The sequence below is a fragment of the Trinickia sp. Y13 genome (genome assembly GCF_029522115.1).
Classification (GTDB): domain Bacteria; phylum Pseudomonadota; class Gammaproteobacteria; order Burkholderiales; family Burkholderiaceae; genus Trinickia.
This window is the reverse complement of record NZ_JAKWFK010000018.1, coordinates 1-22085: the sequence shown is the minus strand read 5'-3', so window position 1 is coordinate 22085 and position 22085 is coordinate 1. Positions and strand designations below refer to the sequence as shown.

Genomic DNA, 22085 nt, shown 5'->3' with positions numbered 1-22085 from the left:
CGCGAGGGCGGTCACCGCCCGCCCAAACAACCCGCGGCTCAGCCCCCTCGGTCCTGCTTGCGCCACACACTGGCAAGCCACGGCTGTCGCTCGCGCGGCAAGCCCGCGGGCCGATAATAATGCTCGAGTTCGACGAATCCCGCCTCGGTCATGTATCGGCGCCATGCTTCGAGATCGTGAAATGCGCCATAACGCCCATTGGTCCAACCTTCCTGGTTCGCGCCGCGTGGATTGGAACTGAATAGCACGCCACCGGGCTTGAGCGTCGCGTGCAACTGCCGCAGCACGCGCGCCAAATCCCGACTCGGGACATGGAACAGCGAGGCGTTGGCGAAGACGCCGTCAAAGTGGGCAGCAGGCAAATCGAGGTGGAGGAAATCCTGCTGCCATACCTCGCAGCCGGTCGCCTCGCGTGCCATCGCGACGAAGCGTTCGGCGCCGTCCAGGCCCACCGCGCGATGGCCCAGCGAAGTTAGTGCTTTGAGATCCCGCCCTGGCCCGCAGCCGAAATCGAGGATCGTAAATGGCGGCTCGCCGACGATATGACGCAGCAGCGCATCGATATTCTGCGAGACGTCGTGGTCGCGCGTGCCTTCTCGGAAATCTTCCGCATGTGCGTTGTAATGCTGCAGCGTGACGGTACTGATTGGTTCAAGCTCGCGATGTGTGCGTGTCATACGGGCGAGGCTCCAATGCGTGGCGGAAAAAGTTCGCGATTGTCGCTGTGTTTCCGCGCAACGCCATTTTGCCGATCGAAGGCTATCGATCGTATGGGGGAGCGTGCGCAGTGGCACACCGTCGTGCTGCCCGTTGCGCACGTCGTTCCTTGCGGGCAGGGCAGCAGTGCCCGGTATTGCGATCATCGGCTCGCGGCAATCGTGTGCAAGTTGCGTCGTTGCACAGCCAACATGTTCGGCGCTACTTTAACGCTTTATTTGGATCTATTGTCATGCCACGCTTCGCCGCGAATCTCACGATGATGTACAACGAGCATGCGTTTGTCGATCGCTTCGCTGCCGCCGCTCGCGACGGCTTCAAAGCGGTCGAGTACCTGTTTCCGTACGATTTTCCCGCTGTGCAGTTGAAGACGCGCTTGGACGAGCAGGGGCTCACTCAGGCGCTCTTCAACGCGCCACCCGGCGATTGGGCCGCGGGCGAGCGCGGTATCGCGTCGCTTCCGGGACGCGAAGACGAGTTCCGCCGCGGCATCGATACGGCGCTCGCCTACGCACGAACGCTTGGCAACGACAAACTGCACGTGATGGCGGGGCTGTTGCCCGCGCAAGCCGATCATGCTCAACATCGTGACGTGTATCTGCGCAATCTCGCGCATGCGGCGCAAGCAGCGCGCGCGGACGGCGTCACGATTCTGATCGAGCCGATCAATCCGCGCGACATGCCTGGCTTTTTTCTCAACCGGCAGGACGATGCCCAGGCGATCTGCCGCGAGGTCGGTGCGCCGAATCTGAAGGTGCAGTTCGATTGCTACCACTGTCAAATCGTCGAAGGCGACCTTGCCAAGAAACTCGAGCGCGACATCGCCGGTATTGGCCACATACAAATCGCGGGCGTGCCCGAGCGCCACGAGCCCGATACCGGCGAAGTGAACTACCCGTACCTGTTCGAGCGAATCGACGCACTTGGATATGACGGCTGGATCGGATGCGAATATCGTCCCCAAGCCGGCACGTCGGAGGGTCTCGGCTGGCTCAGATCCTATTTGTGATTTCCGTACTTTCGCGAGGCGATATCCCATGAAGGTGCTCATCACCGGCGGCGCTGGCTTCCTTGGCCGGCGATCTCGTCGAACGCGGTGGCGTTCGCGTCACGCAGATTGAAACGACGCGGAGGGTGAAGGCGCTGGTACCGTTCCACCAACATGCGCCACATGTCGTGAGCATGCGATTCCGCAGATATGCTATGCTAACGATAGCATTTCATTCAATGGCAAGAGGTAATTTCATGCCCGCACCCTATAAAGTTGCCGTGTTGGTCGGAAGTTTGCGCAAGAAATCCTTCAACCGGATGTTGGCCAATGCGCTATCGGAACTCGCGCGCCCCGAGCTTTCGTTGGACATCGTCGAAATCGGCGCGCTACCGTTCTACAACGACGATTTGGAGGCGGACGCGCCCGCTCCTTGGCTCGCGGTGCGCGAGCGATTGGCAGCCGCGGATGCGGTGCTGTTCGTGACGCCTGAATACAACCGTTCGGTGCCTGCGGTGTTGAAGAACGCGGTGGACGTTCTTTCGCGACCGTTCGGATCGAGCGTTCTTCGCGGTAAGCCGGCTGCGGTCGTGAGCGCGTCTCCGGGCGCCATGGGCGGGTTCGGCGCCAGTCATCACTTGAGGCAGTCTTTGGTTTGTCTCGGAGTGAACGTGATGGCAAGCCCGGAGGCATACGTTGGCAACGTGACCGCACTCTTCGACGATAACGGTGCGCTGAACCATGCCGCTACGACCGAATTCCTGAAGCGATTCGTGGGCGCATTCCACGCGTGGATCGCGCGACTTTCAAAGAGCTAAACAATGTCGTGATTCGGTTGGAGGGGAGGGTGACACGACGGTGACACGGGGCCCGAAGAACGCTCGCCGAACGCGGACCGCAAAATTGCCATGGATACACTTCACTGTATGCGCGTCTTTGCGAAGGTCGCTTCGGAGGGCGGCTTTGCAGCGGCAGCGCGCAAGCTCAACCTCACCACGTCCGTGACGTCGCGCGCCGTCTCGGCGCTCGAAAATCATCTGGGCTCCCGATTGCTGTATCGAACCACGAGACACACGGCGCTGACCGAAGCGGGCGAACGATATTTGCACCGATGCAGACAGATCTTGGCCAACATCGACGAGGCCGAAGCAGAAGCGAATGCGGCTCGCCAGCATCCGTCAGGCTGTTTACGCGTGCATGCGCTGTCGAGCTTCGGACATCATCTCGTCGTCCCCGCCGTGCTGCGATATCAGGAGCAGTTTCCTTCGCTGCGCATCGAGCTCACATTGTCCGGCGCGGTGCCCGATATTCTGACCGAGGGGTATGACGTATCGATCGTGGTTGCGCCCGGCTTGCCGGATTCGGGGCTGATCAGCGTTCGGCTTGGAAGCACTTCGGGCATCGTCTGCGCGGCGCCGCGCTACCTTGCCTCGCATGGCGAGCCCGAGACGCCCGCCGACTTGCGTCGTCATTCGTGCCTGCAACTCGCCACGCCGGTATTTCCGTTCAACAAGTGGATCTTCGAAGGCGCGGACGCACCCGTTGCCGTGGAGATCGGCGCGCCGCGCTATGCCGTCAACGTGATCGAGGCGCTCGAACCGGCGGTCAGGAGCGCCCTCGGGATCGGCATTTTGCCCGCCGCCGTCGCGCTGCCCGGCCTGACTTCCGGCGCGCTCGTCAGGGTTCTGCGCGGCTATGACGTGCAGCCCGTGGTCGTCCACGCGCTGTACCAATCGCGGCATTTCGTCGACGCGAAGATCCGCACGTGGATCGCTTTCCTGCGCGAGGAACTCCCCGCGGCGTTCGAGGCCGATCATCGGGCGTTGGCGGCGATAGACCGCCCGCGCTGACGGTTGCGCCATGCTTTGCCCTCGTGCATGGCACGCATCTCGCGCTGACGATCCCCGGGCCATGACCTATTGTGATCCTAGTCGCCTACGTACAGCGAGCCGGCGTTGCCGAGATAAAGCGATTTCGCGGGTGCGGCGGCGCGCGAACCCGCTTCGGTCGATCCTCCCGGCTTGCCGCCATAGGTCGTCGCCTCTGCGTCGTTCGCCTGAGCGCCGGCGCGCGCCTCGGCCGACTGCAGGTCGCCCGGATAGTCGATGTTGCTGCCGAGCGGCGAGTAGCCGGATCGCTCCAACTGAACGAGTGCGCTCTTGATCTGGGCGCGCGTGACCGGGGCCGGGCCCTGCGTTTGCGCGAGCGCAACGATCGGCGCCGTTGCTGCGATTGCAATGACGATGGTCTGCATCAGCGTGTTCTTCATGGCTACCTCTGTATTGGACTGCGACATCCGTTGTCGATCTCGATCGATTGCTTCCAACCGATGTAAGCAGTGTAGTGAGGCGATCGATTAGGGTGAATACCTACGGCGGGGAACGCACCGTTGCCGGCCATGCGCGTAATGCGGGCAACCGGAGATCGAGCGACACATGATGGGCGCCCATGACGCGCCCATAAAAAAAGGCCAGCTCGAACGAGCTGGCCAACGGGCGCATCGTCACCCGGAGCGGGAACTGCTGCGCCTTAGCGGTGCGCGCAGGATACGAGGTTAAGGAAGGACGACGTAGTTGCTGAAGCCGCCGTCGCGATCCTTGAGGCCGGAGATCGCCTCGTTGACGCGCGAGAGCGGGAATTTGCGGTGCTCGAGATACGAGAGGTCGAGGGCGCCCGTGCCGACCATATCCGCCATCTCTTGGCCTTGAGCCGTCGTGAACCAGTTCGAGCCGATCAAATGCACCTGCTCGTCCATCAGCCATTTGACATCGATGGGAAGGTCTTCCGCCACGCCACCGACGTTGACGACCTTGCCGCCGCGTCTGACGCCTTTCATCGAATCGAGCATCGTTGAGGCCGGCGCCTTTGCACCGAGCGCGCTGACGACGAAGTCGACGCCTTCGCCGCCCGTCAGCGATTTGGCCCAATCGCCCACCGATCCATCACCGAGTCTCATGACTTCGATGCGATCGGGTGCGAGCGCCTTGATGCGCTGGAGCAGATGCTCGTCGCGCCCCGTGCCGAGAATACGCGTGAGGCCCATCGCGAGTCCGAGCATCGTCGAGGCGACGCCGAGCGTGCCCGTGATGCCGTCGATCAGCGCGACTTGCCCCGAGCCGGCGCCTGCATTCTTCAACGCGCCGTACGATGTGCCCAGATAGCCGAAGCGCCCCGCCTGCTCGAAACTGAGGTTGTCCGGGATGTTGACGAGCGCATATTCGGGCGCGGTCATGTACTCGCTGAAGCCGCCGTACGGATACAAATCGAAAATGCGTTGACCGTCTCGGCTCGTACTGAAGTAGCCGTTGAGCGTGTAATAGCGGCACTCGCTGCGCCGGCCTGCCCGACACGCCTTGCATGAACCGCAGGAGCGCAGCGGGCTCACATAGACGCGGTCGCCGGGTTTCGCATTGATGACGGCTTCGCCGACTTCTTCGACGATACCGGCCGGGTCGAGCCCGAAAATCGCGGGAAACTTCGGCAGCGGCTGATGGGGAAACCACGTCGGCCAATTGTTGATGACGTTGGCCATGTTCGGCACGATGCCGCATGCCTTGACGCGCACGAGCACATCCGTCGGCCGCGGCTTCGGGATAGGAATCGTGTCGAGCGTCATCGGCGTCCCGAGAGCGTGCAGCCGCGCTGCAACCATTGTTCTGTCCATATCTACCTCATTGCTTGTCAAATCGCGGCGCTGCTTGATCGCCTCGGGTTGTACCGTGATTCAGGCCCGTCAGGTAGCGCCGCACTACGCACCGCTATAGCCTCATCAGCGATAGCTTTCTTCGAGTTCGATGCCGAGCGCGCCCATGATGCGCACGCCCGAGTTGTACCATGCGACGTTCAACGCCAACTCCACGAGTTGGCGCTCGTTCAGAAACGCCGCGACGCGCTGCCACGCCGCCTCGCTCACAGCGACTTTCAACGTCGATTCCTTGGCCACCGCCATGATCGCGCGCTCTTCCTCGCTGAAAAGCGGGGACGTTTCGAAATCGGGGATCGCCTTCAGTTGCTCGGCGCTGATCCCCGCCTTTAATCCATGCGACTGATGATGCGCGATTTCGTACTCGGACCCGGTGCAGTGACCGACGGTTAGGATTGCCAGTTCGCGCAGCTTGGGGCTGATCGACGATGCCCGGATCGCATTCGCGTACGAGAGGAATTGATCGAGGATATCGGGGGCGTGCGCAAGCGCGCGGAAGATATTCGCGGTCGGTACTTTGCGTTCGCGCTCGAGCCGGTCGAAGAGGGTGTCGTGAGTGCCGGCGAGGTCCGAGCGTTGAAGATATTTGACGCGTGCCATGTGAGAGTTACCGTTTCGAGTGGTCAGTCGAGAGCCGATTGCTTTTTGACGTAAGTTTCGAGCGTTTCGGGGTTGGGTTTGCTAGGCGTTGCCACGAGTTCGGCCCCTTCGAAGCGAGATGCCTCGAAGTACCAGCGATGGGATGCCGGTAGGCCCCAACGCACGCTCGTGTTGAGCGAGGCAGCATCCCAGCGCACCGGCTCGACTTCGATGTCGATCGTTTGATAGTGGCCGTCGCACAGCTCCACCCGATGGCCGTCCGGATCGCGCATATAGACGAACAGCATGCCCCCCGGGCCGTGGCGCCCGGGCCCGCGCTCCACTTCGTGCGCATAGCCGTAGATGCCGGCCAAATCGCAGGCCGTGAAGATGTTGTGCGATTCGGGCACGATGTACGCGAAGTGATGCATGCACGGCCCATCGTTCTGCACGATCGCCAAATCCAGGCACGTGCCTTTGCGATACATGAACGCGCCCAGGAGCGTTTCGCCATGAGCGAGATACTCCGAATTGCGAAAGCCGAGCCGGCTGTAGAACGCGCACGATGCGTACGTGTCGGGCGAGAAGATTTGATAGTGATCGATGCGCTGGGCGTGCGCGCCCTTGAACTTGTCGCGCTCGAGGTACAGGCGCGGTCGCGTTTCCATCTTCGCGCAAAGCTCGATCTTCGTGCCGAACGGATCCTCGACGTGCAGCGTTCGGTCTTGGTGCGCGACTTCGACCCATTGCGCCGGCAGTCCTTGCTCCTTGAAGAAGGCGTACGCGGCGTCGAGGTCTTCGTCGAGGAAGACGCGAAAGCCGATGCGCTTGCAGGTGCTGGCCGCGTTCTTCGACTGAACGAGCACGAGGCTGTGGTGGCAGGCCTCGGCCAGGCCCCGCAAGTAGCAAGTGTCGCCGGTTTCCTCGGTGACGATCAGCCCGACGATGTCGACGTAAAACGCTCGGCTCTTCGCCAGGTCCGCGACGTTCAATACGATATGGCTAGCGCGTGTGATGTTGAACGGCGGCTTGAAATTGACTGGGGGCAGCATGAGGGACCTCGCAAAAATGAGCGGGAAAGCGAATCGTGCAATCGATGGCTAACGTTAGCACGGTGAATTCGTGCGGCTGGATGCGGACGCGGCCGAGTGATCGAAGGGCAGCGCAGCCCAGCCGCTGAAGCGCGCTTGGGCGCCGAGCGCTTCTTCGATGCGCAAGACTTCGTTCCATTTCGCCATGCGTTCCGAGCGCGAGAACGATCCGACCTTCAACTGCCCAGCGTTCCAGCCGACGGCCAGGTGCGCGATCGTCACATCTTCCGTTTCGCCGGAGCGCGCCGAGACGATCGTCCCGAATCCTGCTTCCTTGCCCGCGAGCAGAGCGGCGCGCGCTTCGCTGACGGTGCCGGCCTGATTGGGCTTGATCAACACTGCGTTGACCGCGTGCGAGGATGCGGCGGCTTCGACGCGGGCGGCGTTCGTCACGAGGAAATCGTCACCGATGATTTGGCAGCGCGAGCCATAAGCTTGTGTGAACTGCCGAAAACCGGCCTCGTCGTCTTCGGCCAGCGGGTCTTCGATCGAGATGATCGGATAGGCGTCGAGCCACCGTCCTAACATGTCGCTCAACTGGGCCGTGTCGAGCGTGCGCCCGTCGAGCGCAAGCGTGTAACGTCCGTCGCGACCGAATTCCGACGCCGCGATGTCGAGCGAAATGCCCACATCCTCGCCGGGCCGCAGGCCGCTGTCCATAATCGCCTGCGTGAGCGCTTCGAGCGCTTCTTCATTGCTGTCGAAGGCGGGCCAGTATCCGCCTTCATCCGCGACGCCTTGCAATTTGCCGGCGCGCTTCATGATGGCGCCCGCCGCGCGATACACCTCGGCTGTCCATTCGAGCGCTTCGCTGAAGCTGCCGGCGGACGGGCACATGATCATGAAATCTTGAACGTCGACGCGCCGAGCAGCATGCGCGCCGCCGCCGAAGATCTGGATTTCGGGCAGCGGCATGCGCACGGTGTCGTCGCCCGCCAGATAGTGCCAGAGCGGTTGCCGGCTGCTGGCTGCCGCGGCGTGCAGGACTGCCATGGACGTCGCGACGAGCGCATTGCCGCCGAGCCGGCTCAAGTTGGGCGTGCCGTCTAGCTGCACCAGCAGCCGGTCGATTCCCGATTGATCGTAGGCATCGAGAGAGCGCAGCGCGCTCGCGATCGGGCCGTTGACGCCGGCCAGTGCGTTGGTGACGTCTTGGCCGCCGAACGCATCGCCGCCGTCGCGCAGGTCGACTGCTTCGCCGCTGCCCATCGATGCGCCGGCCGGCGCGATGGCGCGACCGCTCGCGCCGTTGGCCAGCGCGACCTCGACTTCGACGGTCGGACGCCCACGTGAATCCCATACGCGGCGCCCGCGCACGGTTGCGATCGTTGCATCAGTCGCATCAGTCATATGTCTTCTCTTTCTCTATGTCGTCGTGAACCCGCGAATGTTGGGCGGGGTGGCATACGCAAGGCGTGTTCTCGCGCGACCGTTGATGTCATGAGGCCGGACCGGGCTCGCCGCTCGCCTTCAGCGCGCTCGCGCGGCGCCGATCAAGACGAACGCGAGTGTGGCCGGACGTTCGCCCCTGTTGCGCCACGCGTGGCGCGTTCCGTTCTGAACCACCACGTCGTGCCGACGCAGTAGCTCGGCGCGGCCGTTCTCGAGTTCCAGCCAGATCTCGCCGTCGAGCACGATGCCGTAGTCGATCGTCGGCGTGGTATGCATGCCGTCGGGCTCGAATAGCTCGGCAAGGCCTGGGCTGATCGCGAGGTTTTCCGCGGCCGCGGCGGCCGGATCGAAATCCGGTGCAAAAAACACGCTGTCGGGCGGAAACGTCACGACGAGAAAGCGCGTGCCCGATTGCGGTGGGACGATGCTCGCGACGGACAACGTAGGGTCCGAATGATCGACCGGCAGCGCGGGCGCGGGCTCCGTAGCCCAAACGAGCCGCGACATCATCCCCGGAATGTGCCGGTAGGCGTCGGAGCGAGGTGTCGCGCCGTCGTGCGCCACCATCGACGCACCGGATTCATCATGTCCCGTGACGACGCGGCGTATGGCCAAGGGCACGCCATCGGGTAGAAGCGGATTCGATGCGCTCATCGCGAGTCTCCTGAGGAAAGCAGGGGACGCCCCGAGGGCAAGGCGGCGGGCGCGTCCGGGCCGCTTCGTGCTGCGCGACGGGTAGGATGCATGGCCGTTGTCTCCTGAATTGCTAACGTTTGCACAAATTTTGGCAGACGCCGATTCGATCTGTCAATAGCGTCGTACACGTAGGGTTCGCGCAGGGTGCATTGACCCGAGCATCACATAGTGCTAACGTTAGCAAATCCATTTTCTGGAGATTAACCGTGTCCTCCGATCACATTGTTCGATACGCACACAACGGAGCCGCGCACTACGGCGTGATGGCCGGCGATGGAACGATCGCTCGCTTGGCGGGCTCGCCGTTCGACGGATTGCGTCGCAGCGGTGAGCGCGATGCACTCGGCGACGTGCGCATTCTCGCGCCTGTCGATGGGCCGCGGATCTTCGGTCTCGGCTACAACTACAAAGCGCATTCGAACGAAGTCGGCAAGCCGGTTCCGGATTTGCCCGTGCTCTTCATGAAGCCGAGCACGGCCGTGATCGGCCCGAATGAGTCGATCGTCTACCCCGTCGATGGTGAGATCATTCACTTCGAGGGCGAACTGTGCGCCGTCATCGGCAAGACCGCGCGGCACGTGCCCGAAGCGCGCGCCCTCGACTATGTGCTCGGGTACACGTGCGGCAACGATGTCAGCGACCGGGTCCTGCAGCGGCGCGAGAGCGCTTTTGGATGTCTCTTCGCAGGCAAGGGCTATGACACGTTCGCGCCGCTCGGGCCCGCGATCGTCACGGGGCTCGATCCGTCGAATCTTTCGATCATCACGCGCGTGAACGGCCAGGTCCGGCAAAACGGCAACACGGCAGATCTGTTGTTTCCGGTGCCTTACCTGATTGCTTACCTGAGCCGATACCTGACGTTGTTGCCCGGCGACGTCATCATGACCGGCACGCCGGCAGGTGTGGGACCCATCAGCGTGGGCGATTCGATTGAGATCGAGATCGGGTCAATCGGCGTGTTGCGCAATGACGTGGTCGCCGAGGCGCCGGTGGGCGCTCGTCGCGCGTGAGTGGCGCGCATCACGGCGCGTCGGTCAACACTCGACGCGTCCTGGTGCAAAAAGAGGGCGCAGTTCGATCTGCTATGCGTTAGGTGGAAATACCTAGCAACATCCGCATGGTTTGGCGGTAGTATGCGCTAACGATAGCATTAAACATGCGCGATTGAATTGGAGTGTGATCGTTGCGCCATTCGCATAAAACGGACAAAGCCGTCGACTGCTGAAATACGGAAATTCATTTAGCGGTTCATTCTATAGACGGAGAAGGGAAACATTTTCATGGTATGGGCGATCGAGGGCATTCGTTCGCTGCAACAAAATAATTCGTAAGGAGACGCATCATGAATGGTGCTGGTCACGACATTCGCTATGAGCGAAAAACGCTGGTGTTGCTCAGCCTCGGCTTCGGTTTGGTCGGCTTCGATCGTTGGCTGATGGCGCCGATGTTTCCCTACATGATGGGAGACCTGCACTTGAACTACGCGCAGCTGGGCAGTCTCATCGGCATACTCAGCGTTGCTTGGGGGGTATGGTCGATCGTGATGGGCCCCGTGTCGGACCGTTTTGGCCGCAAGCGCATCCTTGTCGCCACGATGGTCGCGTTTTCACTGCTCTCTAGCTTGTCCGGCGTGGTCGCGGGTTTTATGAGCCTCATGGCGATGCGTGCGGTCATGGGCATCGCGGAAGGCACGTTTACGCCGGCGAGCCTTGCCGCGAACAGCGACGCATCGTCGCCGGCCCGCCGCGGCCTCAATCAAGGGCTGCAGTTGAGCGCGATGCCGTTGTTCGGGATGGGAATCGCGCCGGTTTTCGCGACGCAATTGATGCGCATGGTGCCGTCATGGCACTGGGTGTTCGCCGTTTCCGCCGTACCCGGTTTGATCCTATCGGCACTGATTTGGCGGTTCCTGCGCGACGACAAGCCTGCAGCCTCGCCCATGGCCGAGGCTGACGCACCGAAGCCCAGGTGGACCGAACTGCTGAAGTCTCGCAACATTCTCGTTGGCACGGTTTCGATGTTCTGCGCGATGGGTGGGATCTTCGTCATTACCGCAATGATGCCGACCTATCTGGTCGATGTGCTTCACCTCGATTCGCGAAGCATGGGTTTGGTCTCATCGGCGGTCGGCTTCGGCGGCTTCATCGGCTGCTTTGCTTTGCCGGGCATCTCGGACTACGTGGGCCGGCGCCCGATGGCTTTGATCGGCTTTTTTGCTGCAGCGGTGCTGCTGTACTTCTTCGCTCATGCCGGCGTCGATCCGATCGTGCTGTTCGTGCTGCTCTTTTGCATTGCGGTGTTCGCGATCGGGTTGCTCTCGTTGCTCAGTGGTCCCGTGACGATCGATTCCGCGCCGGTAGGGCTGGTCGCCTCCGCCATCGGCCTCGTATCGGGGGTGGGCGAAACCGTCGGAGGCGGTATCGCACCGGCAGTTGCGGGCTTCGTCGCGCAGCACTTCGGTCTTGCACGGGTTCTCGACTTTGCGCTGTGCAGCTTGATCGTTGGCGGGTGCGCCGCCGTATTCCTCATCGAAACCGCGCCGCGCCGGCGCGCTGTCGTCGCAACCGGCCAAAGCGCCATCTGAGCTGCCGCCGCAAGCCCCGTTGGGCGCTATGCGCCCCTGAATCGGCGAGATGACGCGCTGAAAGATCCTGCCTCGTCCCCGCTGTCGTCAATCAGAATCAAGAAATAGCCCCGTGGCGATTACGCAGCTCCATCGAGCATGCATGCTCGATGGAGCTGTTTGTCACGTTCAGTGAAGATCTGGCTCGCACTCAAGTCATTACATTGGATTGCCTCATGAAGCGCATGTTTTGCGTTGCATGAGTCATTCAACGTGTCTTGTCGAATTTAATTTTTCGACGTCGCTAATTGTTAATGGCGATTTTTTAAGATGTTAATTAAAGAGAGGAAGACAAGTGAGACCGAAATGCTTAGCTGCCGTTGTTTGCGGAAGTTTTGCGCTGACTGCACACGCGCAAAGCAGCGTTACGTTGTACGGTCGTATCGACAACGGGGTCTTGTACGAGAGTGGCTTGCCGGCCGGCCGCCTTTTCAGCGCAAGCAGCGGGGATTGGGGCTGCTCATGGTTTGGACTGCGCGGCGTCGAGGAGTTGGGCGGCGGAAGCAGGGCGATATTCAATCTCGAGGGGCAGCTCGACACCATGACGGGCGCATCCGAAGGCGCTTTGTTCGGCCGCCATGCGACGGTGGGGCTCGACAACGATCGCTTCGGCACATTCAGGCTTGGCAATCTCGGTGCGGGGGAGCTGTCCCAAGATAGCTGGCCTGTCGATCCGCAGATGATGCAACGCTACTCGATCGAGACGTTGGTGCGGGCTCGCAATTGGGCCAATGCATCGAACGGGTTCGAGTATCAGACGCCGTCATGGGGTGGCTTTGCGCTGAAGGGCCAGTATGACCTGACGAACAACACCAGTTGGAACAGTGCATCGTCGGCAACAGGGCAAGGCCGATCGGACGGGATCGAAATGCGCTATCAGTTCGCGAACGGCGGAGCGCGCGTGATCTACGACGAGGTGCGCGGGGCGAACGGCGCATTCGACGACGTTTATGCGCACTCGCGCTCTCTTCTGGCGGCCGGCTCATATGCGATCGGCGCGGTGCGAATGTATGCGGGCTATCAGCACTTGAGCGCGCCCAGTGCAACCGATGCGAGCGTGGGGCAGGCTGCGGGCGCTCAGCCCGCTGGCGTCTCGGTCCCCACCCGAGTCGACCACGAATGGCTCGGCGCCGCTTGGAGCGTGACCGCGGCGGCGGGGATAACGGCGGCTATTTACCACGCGAACGCCAACCACGGCAATGGCAGTGCGACGCTCTACACGCTTGGCGGTATGTATGACCTGTCCAAACGCACGTTTCTCTACGCGGAGCTGGGCTATCTCCATAACAGCGCAACGTCGAACATCGGTTTGAGCGATGGTCCGTACGGCAGCAATCATTACGACCCCGCGACCAATACGGCATCGAACAGCAATCCCGACTATGGCCATGGGCAGGCCGGCGCCTTCATGGGCATCATGACGTCCTTCTGAGGCAGCACCCGTGTGCGCTCGCCGCGGTTCGCACCGAGCGAGCGCCAAGGTGCAGCCCCGCACGACGAGCGTCGTGCGGGCATAGCGAGAGCTGTTCGCGGCGGCGCTGAGCGCGCCCTTACGATGTGCGTGCGGTTCGCTCGACGCTCGACAGCGTGAACGCTTCGACCAGTTTCGCCAATTTGTGCGCCTCTTCCTGCATGCGGCGAGACTCGAGCCCGGCCTGTTCGACGAGTCCCGCGTTGCGCTCGGTCGTATGCTCGACTTGAGCTAGCGCTTCATTGACCTGCGTAATGCCGTCGCTCTGCAGGCGGCTTGCGTTGGAAATGTCGCCGAGCACGATCGCGACGCGCTCGACGGCCATCACGATATCCGTCATCGTTTCGCCCGCATCGCTCACGAGTCGTGCGCCTGCCTCGACGCGCTCGGTGGAATCGCCGATCAGCGTTTTGATCTCTTTCGCGGCGTCGGCGCAACGCCGAGCCAGGTTGCGCACTTCTCCTGCGACGACCGCGAAACCGCGGCCCTGCGCACCGGCGCGCGCGGCCTCCACCGCAGCGTTCAAGGCGAGGATATTGGTCTGGAACGCAATGCCGTCTATGACGCCGATGATGTCGACGATCCTGTGCGAGCTGTCTTCGATCGACTTCATGGTGCCGATCACATCCCCCACGGCCTGCCGGCCTTTGGCCGCGACGCTCGATGTCGTCGTCGACAACGCGTTCGCTTCGCGCGCGCTTTCCGAATTTTTTGCGACCATGGCGGTGAGCGTGGCCATCGATCCGGCAATCTGCCCCAAGGCCGCGGCTTGGGCTTGGGTGCGCGAGGACAGGTCGGCGTTGCCCGATGCGATTTGCGCGACGCCGCTGCCCACGAGCGCGGTGGTTTCCTTGATCTGCGATACGAGCAGGCGCAGATTGATTTGAAGTATGCGCAACGCGTGGCGGATGCGTGCGGTTTCGTCGTCCCCGTAGGCTTCGATGGCGTGCGACAAGTTGCCCTCGGCTAGATCGTCGATGTGCGTTTTGACCCGCGCGAGCGGCTCGGTCACGCGGCGACTGAAGAGCCGCGATGTCGCCAGGCAGCACGCAAGGCCGGCGGCCGACGATGCCAAGAGCCATCGGCCGGGGAGGCTATGCGCGGGCGCGAGCGCGGCCAGGTTGCTGGCGAACAGGCCCGCTACCAGCGACAGCAATGCATTCATTCTGGCGGTGACCGAAAGCCGTTGCACCGCGCGCCAACGCAGCAGCAGGGGACGTCGTCCGACGATCCTGCCTTCGTCCATGCCGATCGCGGCAGCGCGGCGTTTCATCGCCGAGTAGGCTTCGCTCGCCACGCGAATCTTTTGCGCATCGGCTTTGGCGCGGATCGTGATGTAGCCGACGATGTGCCGATGCGCATAGATCGGCGCGGCGGTCATCTCCACCCAGAAATGATCGCCGTTTTTGCGCAGGCCTTGGGCAATGCCCGTCCACGTTTTGCCGGAGCGCACCGTGCGCAGGAAGTCCTCGAACACTTGACGCGGCGTATCCGGGTGCGCAAGCAGGCTTTGCGGCGCGCCGAGCAATTCCTTTTCGCTGTAACCGCTCACGCGTAGGAAGTCCCGATTCGCGTAGGTGATCTTGCCGTCGAGATCGCCTTTCGAAATCATGGCGGTCGAATCGTCCAGCACGTATTCGACGCCGCTGGGCGTTCTGTCAGCGTCCATGGCTGCTGGTCTCCGAGTTTGGTTGTAGTCGATTGCCCGTTGGGGGCGGGTCTTCGTCAGCGCTGTGGCGTATGTTGCGCGATGCCCTCGATCCAAGCCGCCGCGATTTGATAGAGGTGCTCGGCCGGTTCGTGCAAGAGCGGAACGGCGATCCAGCGGACATGGTCGCGCAGCCGCTCGTCGGTCAAGTATTCCACGGGCGATTTGCCGTCCACCCTGGCCAGCAACAACGCCGGCAGCAACGCCGCCGCGCGCGCTTCGAGGCTCGCGCGCAGTTCCCAATCGGCTTCGTCGAAATACGCTTCCGTCAGCGCCTTGAACGACATGATCAGGGCGTCGGCATGGTCCGGGCGAACCAGGCACTTGAGCAGCAGATGGTTCAAGCAGAAGGCGAGATCGAAGGCGGGATCGCCGAACCAGGCGCACTCCGCGTCGAGCAGCACAGGGCCCTTCGGGCCGATGAGTATGTTCTTGGGGCTCACGTCGCCGTGGACGAGCGCCGTGCGGACCGAGGCAGTGCGCTGCGCGAGGGTGTGCAGCCTGCTCGCGAGCGCGGGATGCCGCGCAGACATCGCCATGAGGTAGGGGTCCAGGCGCAGTGCATTGAAGTTCTCCCCGGTATCGAAGGCCTGGGCGAGCTCGCTGCTGTCCGCGCTTGCCGCATGCAAGCTGCCGATCAGATGACCGACGGCTCGTGCCGTGCCAATTTCCACCGGACCTGTCATGAGCTGCTGCTTCCACACCGGGTGGTCGGCCGGCGCGAGGAAAGACATCGCGAATACGCCGAGTCGCGGGTCGTGCGCAAGCGGCGTGGGCACGTTCTCGGGCCGATGCTGCGCCGCGAATTGCATCCAAGCCCATTCATAGGCGTTGCGCGAAACGGGGGCCTCCCAGCGTGCGGACACCTTCAAAGTGGAGAGCGCTCGCTTGACGCACAGCGATCGTCCGGGCAGATCGACGCGCCAAATGTCGGAAGATACGCCGCCCGTCAGTGCTTGCCAGGACATCGGTTCGTTCGGGGCAGCAAGCCGATGCTCGATCAGAAAGGCGTCGAGCCGCGGGTCCGGGCTATGGTGTTCGTTCATCATGGGTTGCAAAGGTGAGTTCCTGAAAAACAGTGTTGCCGTTACGCTTTGCGCAAGTTGCACGGGTTGCGAGGCGCCTCGCCGCGCAATACGCGTACGACTTCCTGCGCGGCGCGCTCACGCAACTCGAACAACGAGGCATCGGAAGAAAACGCCACATGCGGCGTCAACATCGCGCCCGGCTGGTCGATCAAAGCGGTGGGAACCGTGGGCTCCGACTCGAGGACATCGAGCGCCGCCCCGGACAAGCGCCCGCTTTGCAACGCTTCGACGACGGCGTCGGTATCGACGATGGCCCCTCGGCTCACGTTGATGAGCAAGCCGCCAGGCGCCATACGCGCGATCCGCTCGCGATTGACGAGGTGATGCGTGCTCTCGGTCAGTGGCGCGTGCACGACGACGATGTCGCTGCGGGAAAATAGGTCGTCCAAGCCGACTGCCTGCACGCCGTCGGCATCCGCAGACATGAAAGGATCGTGCGCGAGCACGCGGCAGCCGAACGCGGAGAACTTGCACGCGGTCGCGCGTCCAATGCGTCCGTAACCGATCAGCCCGCATGTGAGCGACGCGAGACGACGCAGCCTCGCATCGGAAGGCATCCACCTTCCCGCGCGAACCTCCCGGTCGAACTGGATGAGACCACGCGTCCACGCCAGCGCAAAACCGATTGCGTGATCGGAGACTTCTTCGACACAGTAGTCCGGCACGTTCGTGACCAGGACGTTTTGGGCCGTTGCCGCTTCGACGGCGATGTTGTCCAGGCCGACACCGAGCCTCGCGACGATCTTCAGGTTCGGGGCCGCAGCTATCGCCGCAGCCGAGACAGATGCCCAACAAGTCAGGATGCCGGCAGGGCGGTACTCGCGCACGAGGGCTTCGATCGCGCTGGCCGGCGCCGGCGACGCCGGGCCGCTCACCAATCGAAACCCGGCGGATTCAATGATCGTGCGCTCCACGCTATCGTCGGGCCACGCGTAGTCGGTAAGAAGAATGGTCTCGCTCATCTGGAACCTTGCTCGTCGAAACGGATGAAATGTGTTCAAACGTTAGCACGAGAATCGCCCCATGCCAAGCAAGGGCGAACGCGGTGAAGAGGGCGCATTTCTCAATGGCGCTTCAGGGATGGGTTCAATAACGGCTATCGAAAACCCCAATGTTACGCGGCCGAATCCCGCAATATGCTTCGTCATAGTGCTAACGTTAGCGCAAAAGGACACGCTTGATGCGACGCGCGGAGTTCGCACTCGGGCGACAAACACAACCAGGAGACAAGCAATGAAGCGGCAATTCGCACTCGCGATCGGAAGTTGTCTTTGCGTGGCGGCCCACGCTCAGAGTTCGGTCACGCTGTATGGGCTCATCGACAACGGCATCTCGTATGTAAGCAATCAACGAGGACATAGCGCCGTGTTCGCATCGACCGGCAACATCGTCGGCGATCGATGGGGCGTGACCGGCAGCGAGGACTTAGGCGGCGGATTGCATGCCATTTTCAAGCTGGAAAACGGCTTCACGGGCACGAACGGCACCCTGCAGCAGGGCGGGCGCCTGTTCGGCCGGCAAGCATGGGTGGGCCTGTCCAACGACTACGGCTCGGTGACTTTGGGGCGCCAATACGACTCCGTGGTCGACTTCCTGGCACCACGAAGCCTCGCGCAAAGCTTCGTCGGCGGCCTCGAGTTCATGCATCCGATGGACAACGACAACTTCGGCGATTTCTTCCGGCTCGACAATGCGGTCAAGTTCGCAAGTGCGGACTTCAGCGGGTTGAAATTCGGCGGCTTGTACGCGTTCTCGAACAAGGCTGGCGATTTCTCCGACAATCGCGCAGTGAGTGCTGGGGCTACCTACAACCGCGGCCCGTTGACCGTCAGCGCGGCATACATGCGCATCGACAACCCAGGCGACGGCGCCGCGGGCGCGCTCGACGGCTCGTCGACCTCGGGCGATGCCACCTTCCACGCCGCCACGCAGCAGGTGTGGGGCCTCGGTGCGGGTTATACGATCGGCGCTGCCACGCTGGGGTTGGTCTGGAGCCATTCGCACTATGGCGCGGCGAGCGCGGTCTATCGCGGCAGCACGCTCGCGCCGGCGACGACGGGTTCGCCCACCGATCTCACGTTCGACAACTACGAAGCGAACATCCGGTATCTGATCAACCCGGCATGGGTCGTGGCGGCATCCTATACGTTCACGGACGGCAGCTATTCGAACGCTTCCGTGCATGCGAAGCCCCGTTGGAATCAGTTCAACTTGATGACCGCGTATTCATTGTCCAAGCGCACCGATCTTTATTTGATGGCCGAATATCAAACGGTCAGCGGCGCGGGACCAACGATCTTCAACGGCGCGTTCATCGGCGGCAGCGGAGGGCCGTCGGCTACGAACCACCAATTCCTCACGAGCGTCGGGCTTCGCCACAAGTTCTAAACCGGCACGGCGGCTGAGCCGGCGATCATGCCGGCTTGCGCCGCAATCCAATCGCGAAAGCGGCCCAGCGCGGCGTTTTCCGCTTTTTCCTCGGGAAAGATCAGGTAGTACGAGCGGCTGCTCAGGTGCTCGTGCGACGAGACCTGAACGAGCGCGCCGCGCTTCAATTCGTCTTCCACGAGCAGGCGGGGCATCAGCGCGATGCCCATGCCTTGTTTCGCGGCTTCGGCCAGCATCGAAAAGAGCTCGAGCCGCGGCCCCGCCATATCCCCTTCGATTTCCATTCCGCGAGAGGCGAACCACTCGCGCCATGCGTAAGGCCGCGTGCTCTGTTGCAGCAGGGGGTAGCGGATCCAGTCGCCACGGCTCACCGACTTGCGCGCGCCAAGCAGAGCTGGGCTGCAGACGGCAATGAGGCTTTCTCCCATGAGCCGCACGCCATCCGTTCCGGGCCAAATTCCGGGCCCGGCGTGAATCGCGGCATCGAACTCCGTCCCTTCGAACAGGAACGGGCGCGTTTGCGAAGTGAGATTCACCGTGATGTCGGGATGCGCTTCGTAAAACATCGGCAAGCGGGGCAGAAGCCATTTCGTGGCGAACGTCGGCACCACCGCGAGTTCGAGCGTTGCGCCTTGCCCGCCTTTCGCCATGAGTTCCAGCGTATCGCGTTCGAAATCGTCCAGGCGCGCGACGACTTTTCGGCTATACGCCGTGCCGGCTTCCGTCAGCGCCACGCCGCGGCGGCTTCTGCGAAACAGCTTGACGCCCAAGAATGCTTCCAAGGCGCCGATCTGGCGGCATATCGCGCTTTGCGTCACGGCAAGCTCGTCCGCCGCTTTGGTGAAGCTTTGGTGGCGAGCGGCCGATTCGAAGGCGCAGAGCGCACCTGTGGAAGGAATTTTCCGGCGCATGAAGGTTGGTCTCCGTAACCTCAAGGAGTGAGATTTTCGCACAAGTCAGTGAAAACAAAGCGTTTGCCCGGGCGAGCATTCGTGAATAAAGTTGCAGGCACCTCTTCCATATTGCGAGTTCGAAATGCAAGTACAGCACAAGTCGGTCAGTTTCAAATGGGATGACCCGTTGCTGCTCGATCAGCAATTGACGGACGAAGAACGGTTAGTGCAAGAGTCGGCGCGCGCCTACTGCCAAGAAAGGCTGGGGCCCCGCGTGCTCGATGCGTTTCGTCGCGAGCAGACCGACGTCGCGATCTTTCGCGAGATGGGCGAGCTCGGGTTGCTTGGCGTGACCATTCCCGAGGCGTACGGCGGCTCGGGGTTGAACTATGTCAGCTATGGGCTCGTCGCGCGCGAGGTCGAACGCGTGGATTCCGGTTATCGGTCGATGATGAGCGTGCAGTCCTCGCTCGTGATGGTCCCGATTCATGCGTTCGGCAGCGAGGCGGTCAAACAGAAGTATTTGCCCAAGCTCGCTAGCGGAGAATGGATCGGATGTTTCGGCCTGACCGAGCCCAATCATGGCTCCGATCCGGGCGCGATGGCCACGCGGGCCAAGAAGGTCAACGGCGGGTATCGCTTGAGCGGCAGCAAGATGTGGATCACCAACAGCCCGATCGCCGATGTCTTCGTCGTCTGGGCGAAGGATGAGGAGGGCGCGATTCGCGGCTTCGCGCTCGAAAAGGGTTGGAAAGGGTTATCCGCACCCGCGATCCACGGCAAGGTCGGGTTGCGCGCCTCGATCACGGGCGAGATCGTCATGGACGAGGTCTTTTGTCCTGAAGAAAATGCGTTCGCAGACGTGCGCGGGTTGAAGGGGCCGTTCACCTGCCTGAACAGCGCGCGCTATGGCATAGCCTGGGGCGCGCTCGGCGCGGCCGAGGACTGCTGGTATCGGGCGCGCCAGTACGTGCTCGATCGCAATCAGTTCGGCAAGCCCCTCGCGGCCAATCAATTGATTCAGAAGAAGCTCGCGGACATGCAAACGGAAATCACGCTCGGCTTGCAAGGGTGCCTGCGTCTTGGTCGAATGAAAGACGAGGGCACCGCCGCCGTCGAAATCACGTCGATCATGAAACGCAATTCCTGCGGCAAGGCGCTCGACATCGCGCGCCAGGCGCGCGACATGTTGGGCGGCAATGGGATCAGCGACGAGTTCGGCATCGCGCGCCATCTGGTGAACCTCGAAGTCGTCAATACCTACGAAGGCACGCACGACATTCATGCGCTCATTCTCGGGCGAGCGATTACCGGCATCGCGGCGTTCTGAGCGGATATGGACGAATTCATGCGACAAGGCGCGCTCTCGGGCCTGCGGGTGCTCGATCTCTCGCGCGTCCTGGCGGGCCCGTGGGCGAGTCAATTGCTTGCGGATTTGGGCGCGGACGTGGTCAAGGTCGAACGTCCTCGCGCGGGCGACGATACGCGCGCATGGGGGCCACCGTGGCTGAGCGACGCCGAGGGCAAGCCGACTAGCGAGTCGGCCTACTATCTGAGCGCAAACCGAAACAAGCGGTCTGTGACGATCGACATGGCGCAGGCCGAGGGACAAGCGTTGATACGTCAACTCGCAAGCCAGGCCGACATTGTCCTCGAGAACTTCAAGGTTGGCGGCTTGGCGCGTTACGGGCTCGACTATGCGAGCCTGTGCGCGATCAATCCCCGGCTCATCTACTGTTCGATTACGGGCTTCGGCCAGACGGGGCCCTACGCTGCTCGCGCCGGCTATGACTTTCTCATCCAAGGCATGGGCGGGTTGATGAGCTTGACGGGGCGGCCCGACGGGTCGCCCGGCGAGGGCCCCGTGAAAGTGGGCGTGGCGCTGACCGATATCATGACGGGCTTGTATTCGACGGTGGCGGTGCTGGCCGCCGTGGCGCATCGCGAGCGATCGGGGCGGGGCCAACATATCGATCTGGCTTTGCTCGACGTGCAAATCGCAGCGCTCGCCAATCAAGCCGCGAACTATCTGATCGGCGGCGAAGTGCCGCGGCGCATGGGAAACGCGCACCCGAACATCGTGCCGTATCAGGATTTCCCCACGGCTGACGGCTACATGATCATCGCGGTCGGCAACGATTCGCAGTTCGCGAATCTCTGCGAGGCGCTCGACCGGCCGCAGTGGGCGCGCGATGCGCGCTTTCGCACCAACCCGCAGCGAGTGAAGCATCGCGATGAACTCGTCGAAGCGTTGCGCGGCGTCACGCTCACGCGCACGACCGCACAATGGGTGTCCATGCTGGAAGCGCGCGGCGTGCCGTGCGGCCCCATCAATCGAATGGACCAAGTGTTCGCCGATCCGCAAGTGCAAGCTCGCACGATGCGCTTGGAGATGAGCCATCCCGTCGCGGGAAAGGTGCCGCTCGTCGCCAATCCGATACGAATGTCGGAGACGCCCGTTCAGTACCGGCATGCGCCGCCGACGCTTGGCGAGCATACCGAGGCCGTGCTCGGCGAATGGCTCGCGCTCGATGCGCCGCAGGTCGCCGCCTTGCGCGGCAGAGGCGTCGTTTAACCGACATTGCATCAGGGAAAAGCAACCATGAAGATCCTCGTACCGATCAAGCGCGTGGTCGACTACAACGTCAAGGTCCGGGTGAAGTCGGACGGCACGGGCGTCGACATTGCAAACGTGAAGATGTCGATGAACCCCTTCGACGAAATCGCCGTGGAAGAGGCGGTGCGTCT

20 protein-coding genes and 1 pseudogene are annotated in these 22085 nt (G+C 62.4%); 10 read left to right on the top strand and 11 right to left on the bottom strand.

Going from position 1 to position 22085, the window contains the following annotated elements:
- Positions 1-38 precede the first annotated feature (38 nt).
- Positions 39-677 (bottom strand): class I SAM-dependent methyltransferase, encoded by a 639-nt coding sequence (locus MMB74_RS23940; protein WP_277431150.1) that lies wholly within the window; start codon positions 675-677, stop codon positions 39-41.
- A gap of 272 nt (positions 678-949) precedes the next feature.
- Here MMB74_RS23940 and otnI point away from each other — a divergent pair, with 272 nt between their 5' ends.
- From otnI to MMB74_RS23925, 3 genes are all read left to right on the top strand, one after another.
- The gene (gene otnI, locus MMB74_RS23935) at positions 950-1726 is read left to right on the top strand and encodes a 2-oxo-tetronate isomerase (RefSeq protein ID WP_277431149.1); all 777 of its coding nucleotides are present in this window, start codon (positions 950-952) and stop codon (positions 1724-1726) included.
- A gap of 62 nt (positions 1727-1788) precedes the next feature.
- A complete protein-coding gene (locus MMB74_RS23930; protein WP_346780705.1) occupies positions 1789-2523 on the top strand; it encodes an NAD(P)H-dependent oxidoreductase in 735 nt (244 codons plus the stop codon).
- Between the two features lie 90 nt (positions 2524-2613).
- A complete protein-coding gene (locus tag MMB74_RS23925) occupies positions 2614-3555 on the top strand; it encodes a LysR family transcriptional regulator (RefSeq protein WP_277431148.1) in 942 nt (313 codons plus the stop codon).
- Between the two features lie 77 nt (positions 3556-3632).
- On the opposite strand, the gene MMB74_RS23920 is transcribed toward MMB74_RS23925, so the two are convergent.
- The 6 genes from MMB74_RS23920 to MMB74_RS23895 all read right to left on the bottom strand — a co-directional run bounded on the left by MMB74_RS23920 (position 3633) and on the right by MMB74_RS23895 (position 9124).
- Positions 3633-3974, bottom strand: coding sequence for a DUF4148 domain-containing protein (locus MMB74_RS23920; RefSeq protein ID WP_277431147.1), 342 nt, complete (start codon positions 3972-3974; stop codon positions 3633-3635).
- A gap of 285 nt (positions 3975-4259) precedes the next feature.
- Positions 4260-5369: an alcohol dehydrogenase catalytic domain-containing protein gene (locus MMB74_RS23915; RefSeq protein ID WP_277431146.1), complete on the bottom strand. Its 1110-nt coding sequence runs from the start codon at positions 5367-5369 to the stop codon at positions 4260-4262.
- Positions 5370-5474: 105 nt separating this feature from the next.
- On the bottom strand, positions 5475-6008 hold the full coding sequence (locus MMB74_RS23910; protein WP_277431145.1) for a carboxymuconolactone decarboxylase family protein: 534 nt from the start codon (positions 6006-6008) through the stop codon (positions 5475-5477).
- 23 nt (positions 6009-6031) lie between these two features.
- Positions 6032-7039 (bottom strand): VOC family protein, encoded by a 1008-nt coding sequence (locus MMB74_RS23905; protein ID WP_277431144.1) that lies wholly within the window; start codon positions 7037-7039, stop codon positions 6032-6034.
- A gap of 54 nt (positions 7040-7093) precedes the next feature.
- Positions 7094-8428, bottom strand: a complete 1335-nt coding sequence (gene eno, locus MMB74_RS23900; protein ID WP_277431143.1) for a phosphopyruvate hydratase — start codon at positions 8426-8428, stop codon at positions 7094-7096.
- A gap of 120 nt (positions 8429-8548) precedes the next feature.
- The gene (locus tag MMB74_RS23895; RefSeq protein ID WP_277431142.1) at positions 8549-9124 is read right to left on the bottom strand and encodes a cupin domain-containing protein; all 576 of its coding nucleotides are present in this window, start codon (positions 9122-9124) and stop codon (positions 8549-8551) included.
- Between the two features lie 248 nt (positions 9125-9372).
- Between MMB74_RS23895 and MMB74_RS23890 the strand changes: the two genes are divergently transcribed.
- From MMB74_RS23890 to MMB74_RS23880, 3 genes are all read left to right on the top strand, one after another.
- Entirely contained in the window at positions 9373-10176 is an 804-nt protein-coding gene (locus MMB74_RS23890; RefSeq protein ID WP_277431141.1) for a fumarylacetoacetate hydrolase family protein, read from the top strand.
- 332 nt (positions 10177-10508) lie between these two features.
- On the top strand, positions 10509-11750 hold the full coding sequence (locus MMB74_RS23885) for an MFS transporter (RefSeq protein ID WP_277431140.1): 1242 nt from the start codon (positions 10509-10511) through the stop codon (positions 11748-11750).
- Positions 11751-12084: 334 nt separating this feature from the next.
- Positions 12085-13221 carry a porin gene (locus MMB74_RS23880; RefSeq protein ID WP_277431139.1) on the top strand — a complete coding sequence of 379 codons (1137 nt, stop codon included), beginning with the start codon at positions 12085-12087 and terminating at the stop codon, positions 13219-13221.
- A 118-nt stretch (positions 13222-13339) separates the two neighbouring features.
- Here the strand turns inward: MMB74_RS23880 and MMB74_RS23875 are convergent, their stop codons facing one another.
- Genes MMB74_RS23875 through MMB74_RS23865 form a run of 3 tightly spaced genes read right to left on the bottom strand, consistent with a single transcriptional unit; the run spans position 13340 to position 17018 of the window.
- A complete protein-coding gene (locus MMB74_RS23875) occupies positions 13340-14929 on the bottom strand; it encodes a methyl-accepting chemotaxis protein (RefSeq protein WP_277431138.1) in 1590 nt (529 codons plus the stop codon).
- Positions 14930-14985: 56 nt separating this feature from the next.
- Positions 14986-16017, bottom strand: coding sequence for an aminoglycoside phosphotransferase family protein (locus tag MMB74_RS23870; RefSeq protein ID WP_277431199.1), 1032 nt, complete (start codon positions 16015-16017; stop codon positions 14986-14988).
- A 38-nt stretch (positions 16018-16055) separates the two neighbouring features.
- Positions 16056-17018 (bottom strand): C-terminal binding protein, encoded by a 963-nt coding sequence (locus tag MMB74_RS23865; RefSeq protein ID WP_277431137.1) that lies wholly within the window; start codon positions 17016-17018, stop codon positions 16056-16058.
- 271 nt (positions 17019-17289) lie between these two features.
- Here MMB74_RS23865 and MMB74_RS23860 point away from each other — a divergent pair, with 271 nt between their 5' ends.
- Positions 17290-18444: a porin gene (locus tag MMB74_RS23860; protein WP_277431136.1), complete on the top strand. Its 1155-nt coding sequence runs from the start codon at positions 17290-17292 to the stop codon at positions 18442-18444.
- Here the strand turns inward: MMB74_RS23860 and MMB74_RS23855 are convergent.
- Positions 18441-19355: a LysR family transcriptional regulator gene (locus MMB74_RS23855; RefSeq protein WP_277431135.1), complete on the bottom strand. Its 915-nt coding sequence runs from the start codon at positions 19353-19355 to the stop codon at positions 18441-18443. The genes MMB74_RS23860 and MMB74_RS23855 overlap by 4 nt on opposite strands.
- 124 nt (positions 19356-19479) lie before the next feature.
- Between MMB74_RS23855 and MMB74_RS23850 the strand changes: the two genes are divergently transcribed.
- From MMB74_RS23850 to MMB74_RS23840, 3 genes and pseudogenes are all read left to right on the top strand, one after another.
- A complete protein-coding gene (locus tag MMB74_RS23850) occupies positions 19480-20667 on the top strand; it encodes an acyl-CoA dehydrogenase (protein WP_277431134.1) in 1188 nt (395 codons plus the stop codon).
- A 6-nt stretch (positions 20668-20673) separates the two neighbouring features.
- Positions 20674-21912, top strand: a complete 1239-nt coding sequence (locus tag MMB74_RS23845) for a CaiB/BaiF CoA-transferase family protein (RefSeq protein ID WP_277431133.1) — start codon at positions 20674-20676, stop codon at positions 21910-21912.
- A gap of 27 nt (positions 21913-21939) precedes the next feature.
- Positions 21940-22085, top strand: a pseudogene (locus MMB74_RS23840) (electron transfer flavoprotein subunit beta/FixA family protein); the annotation flags it as partial.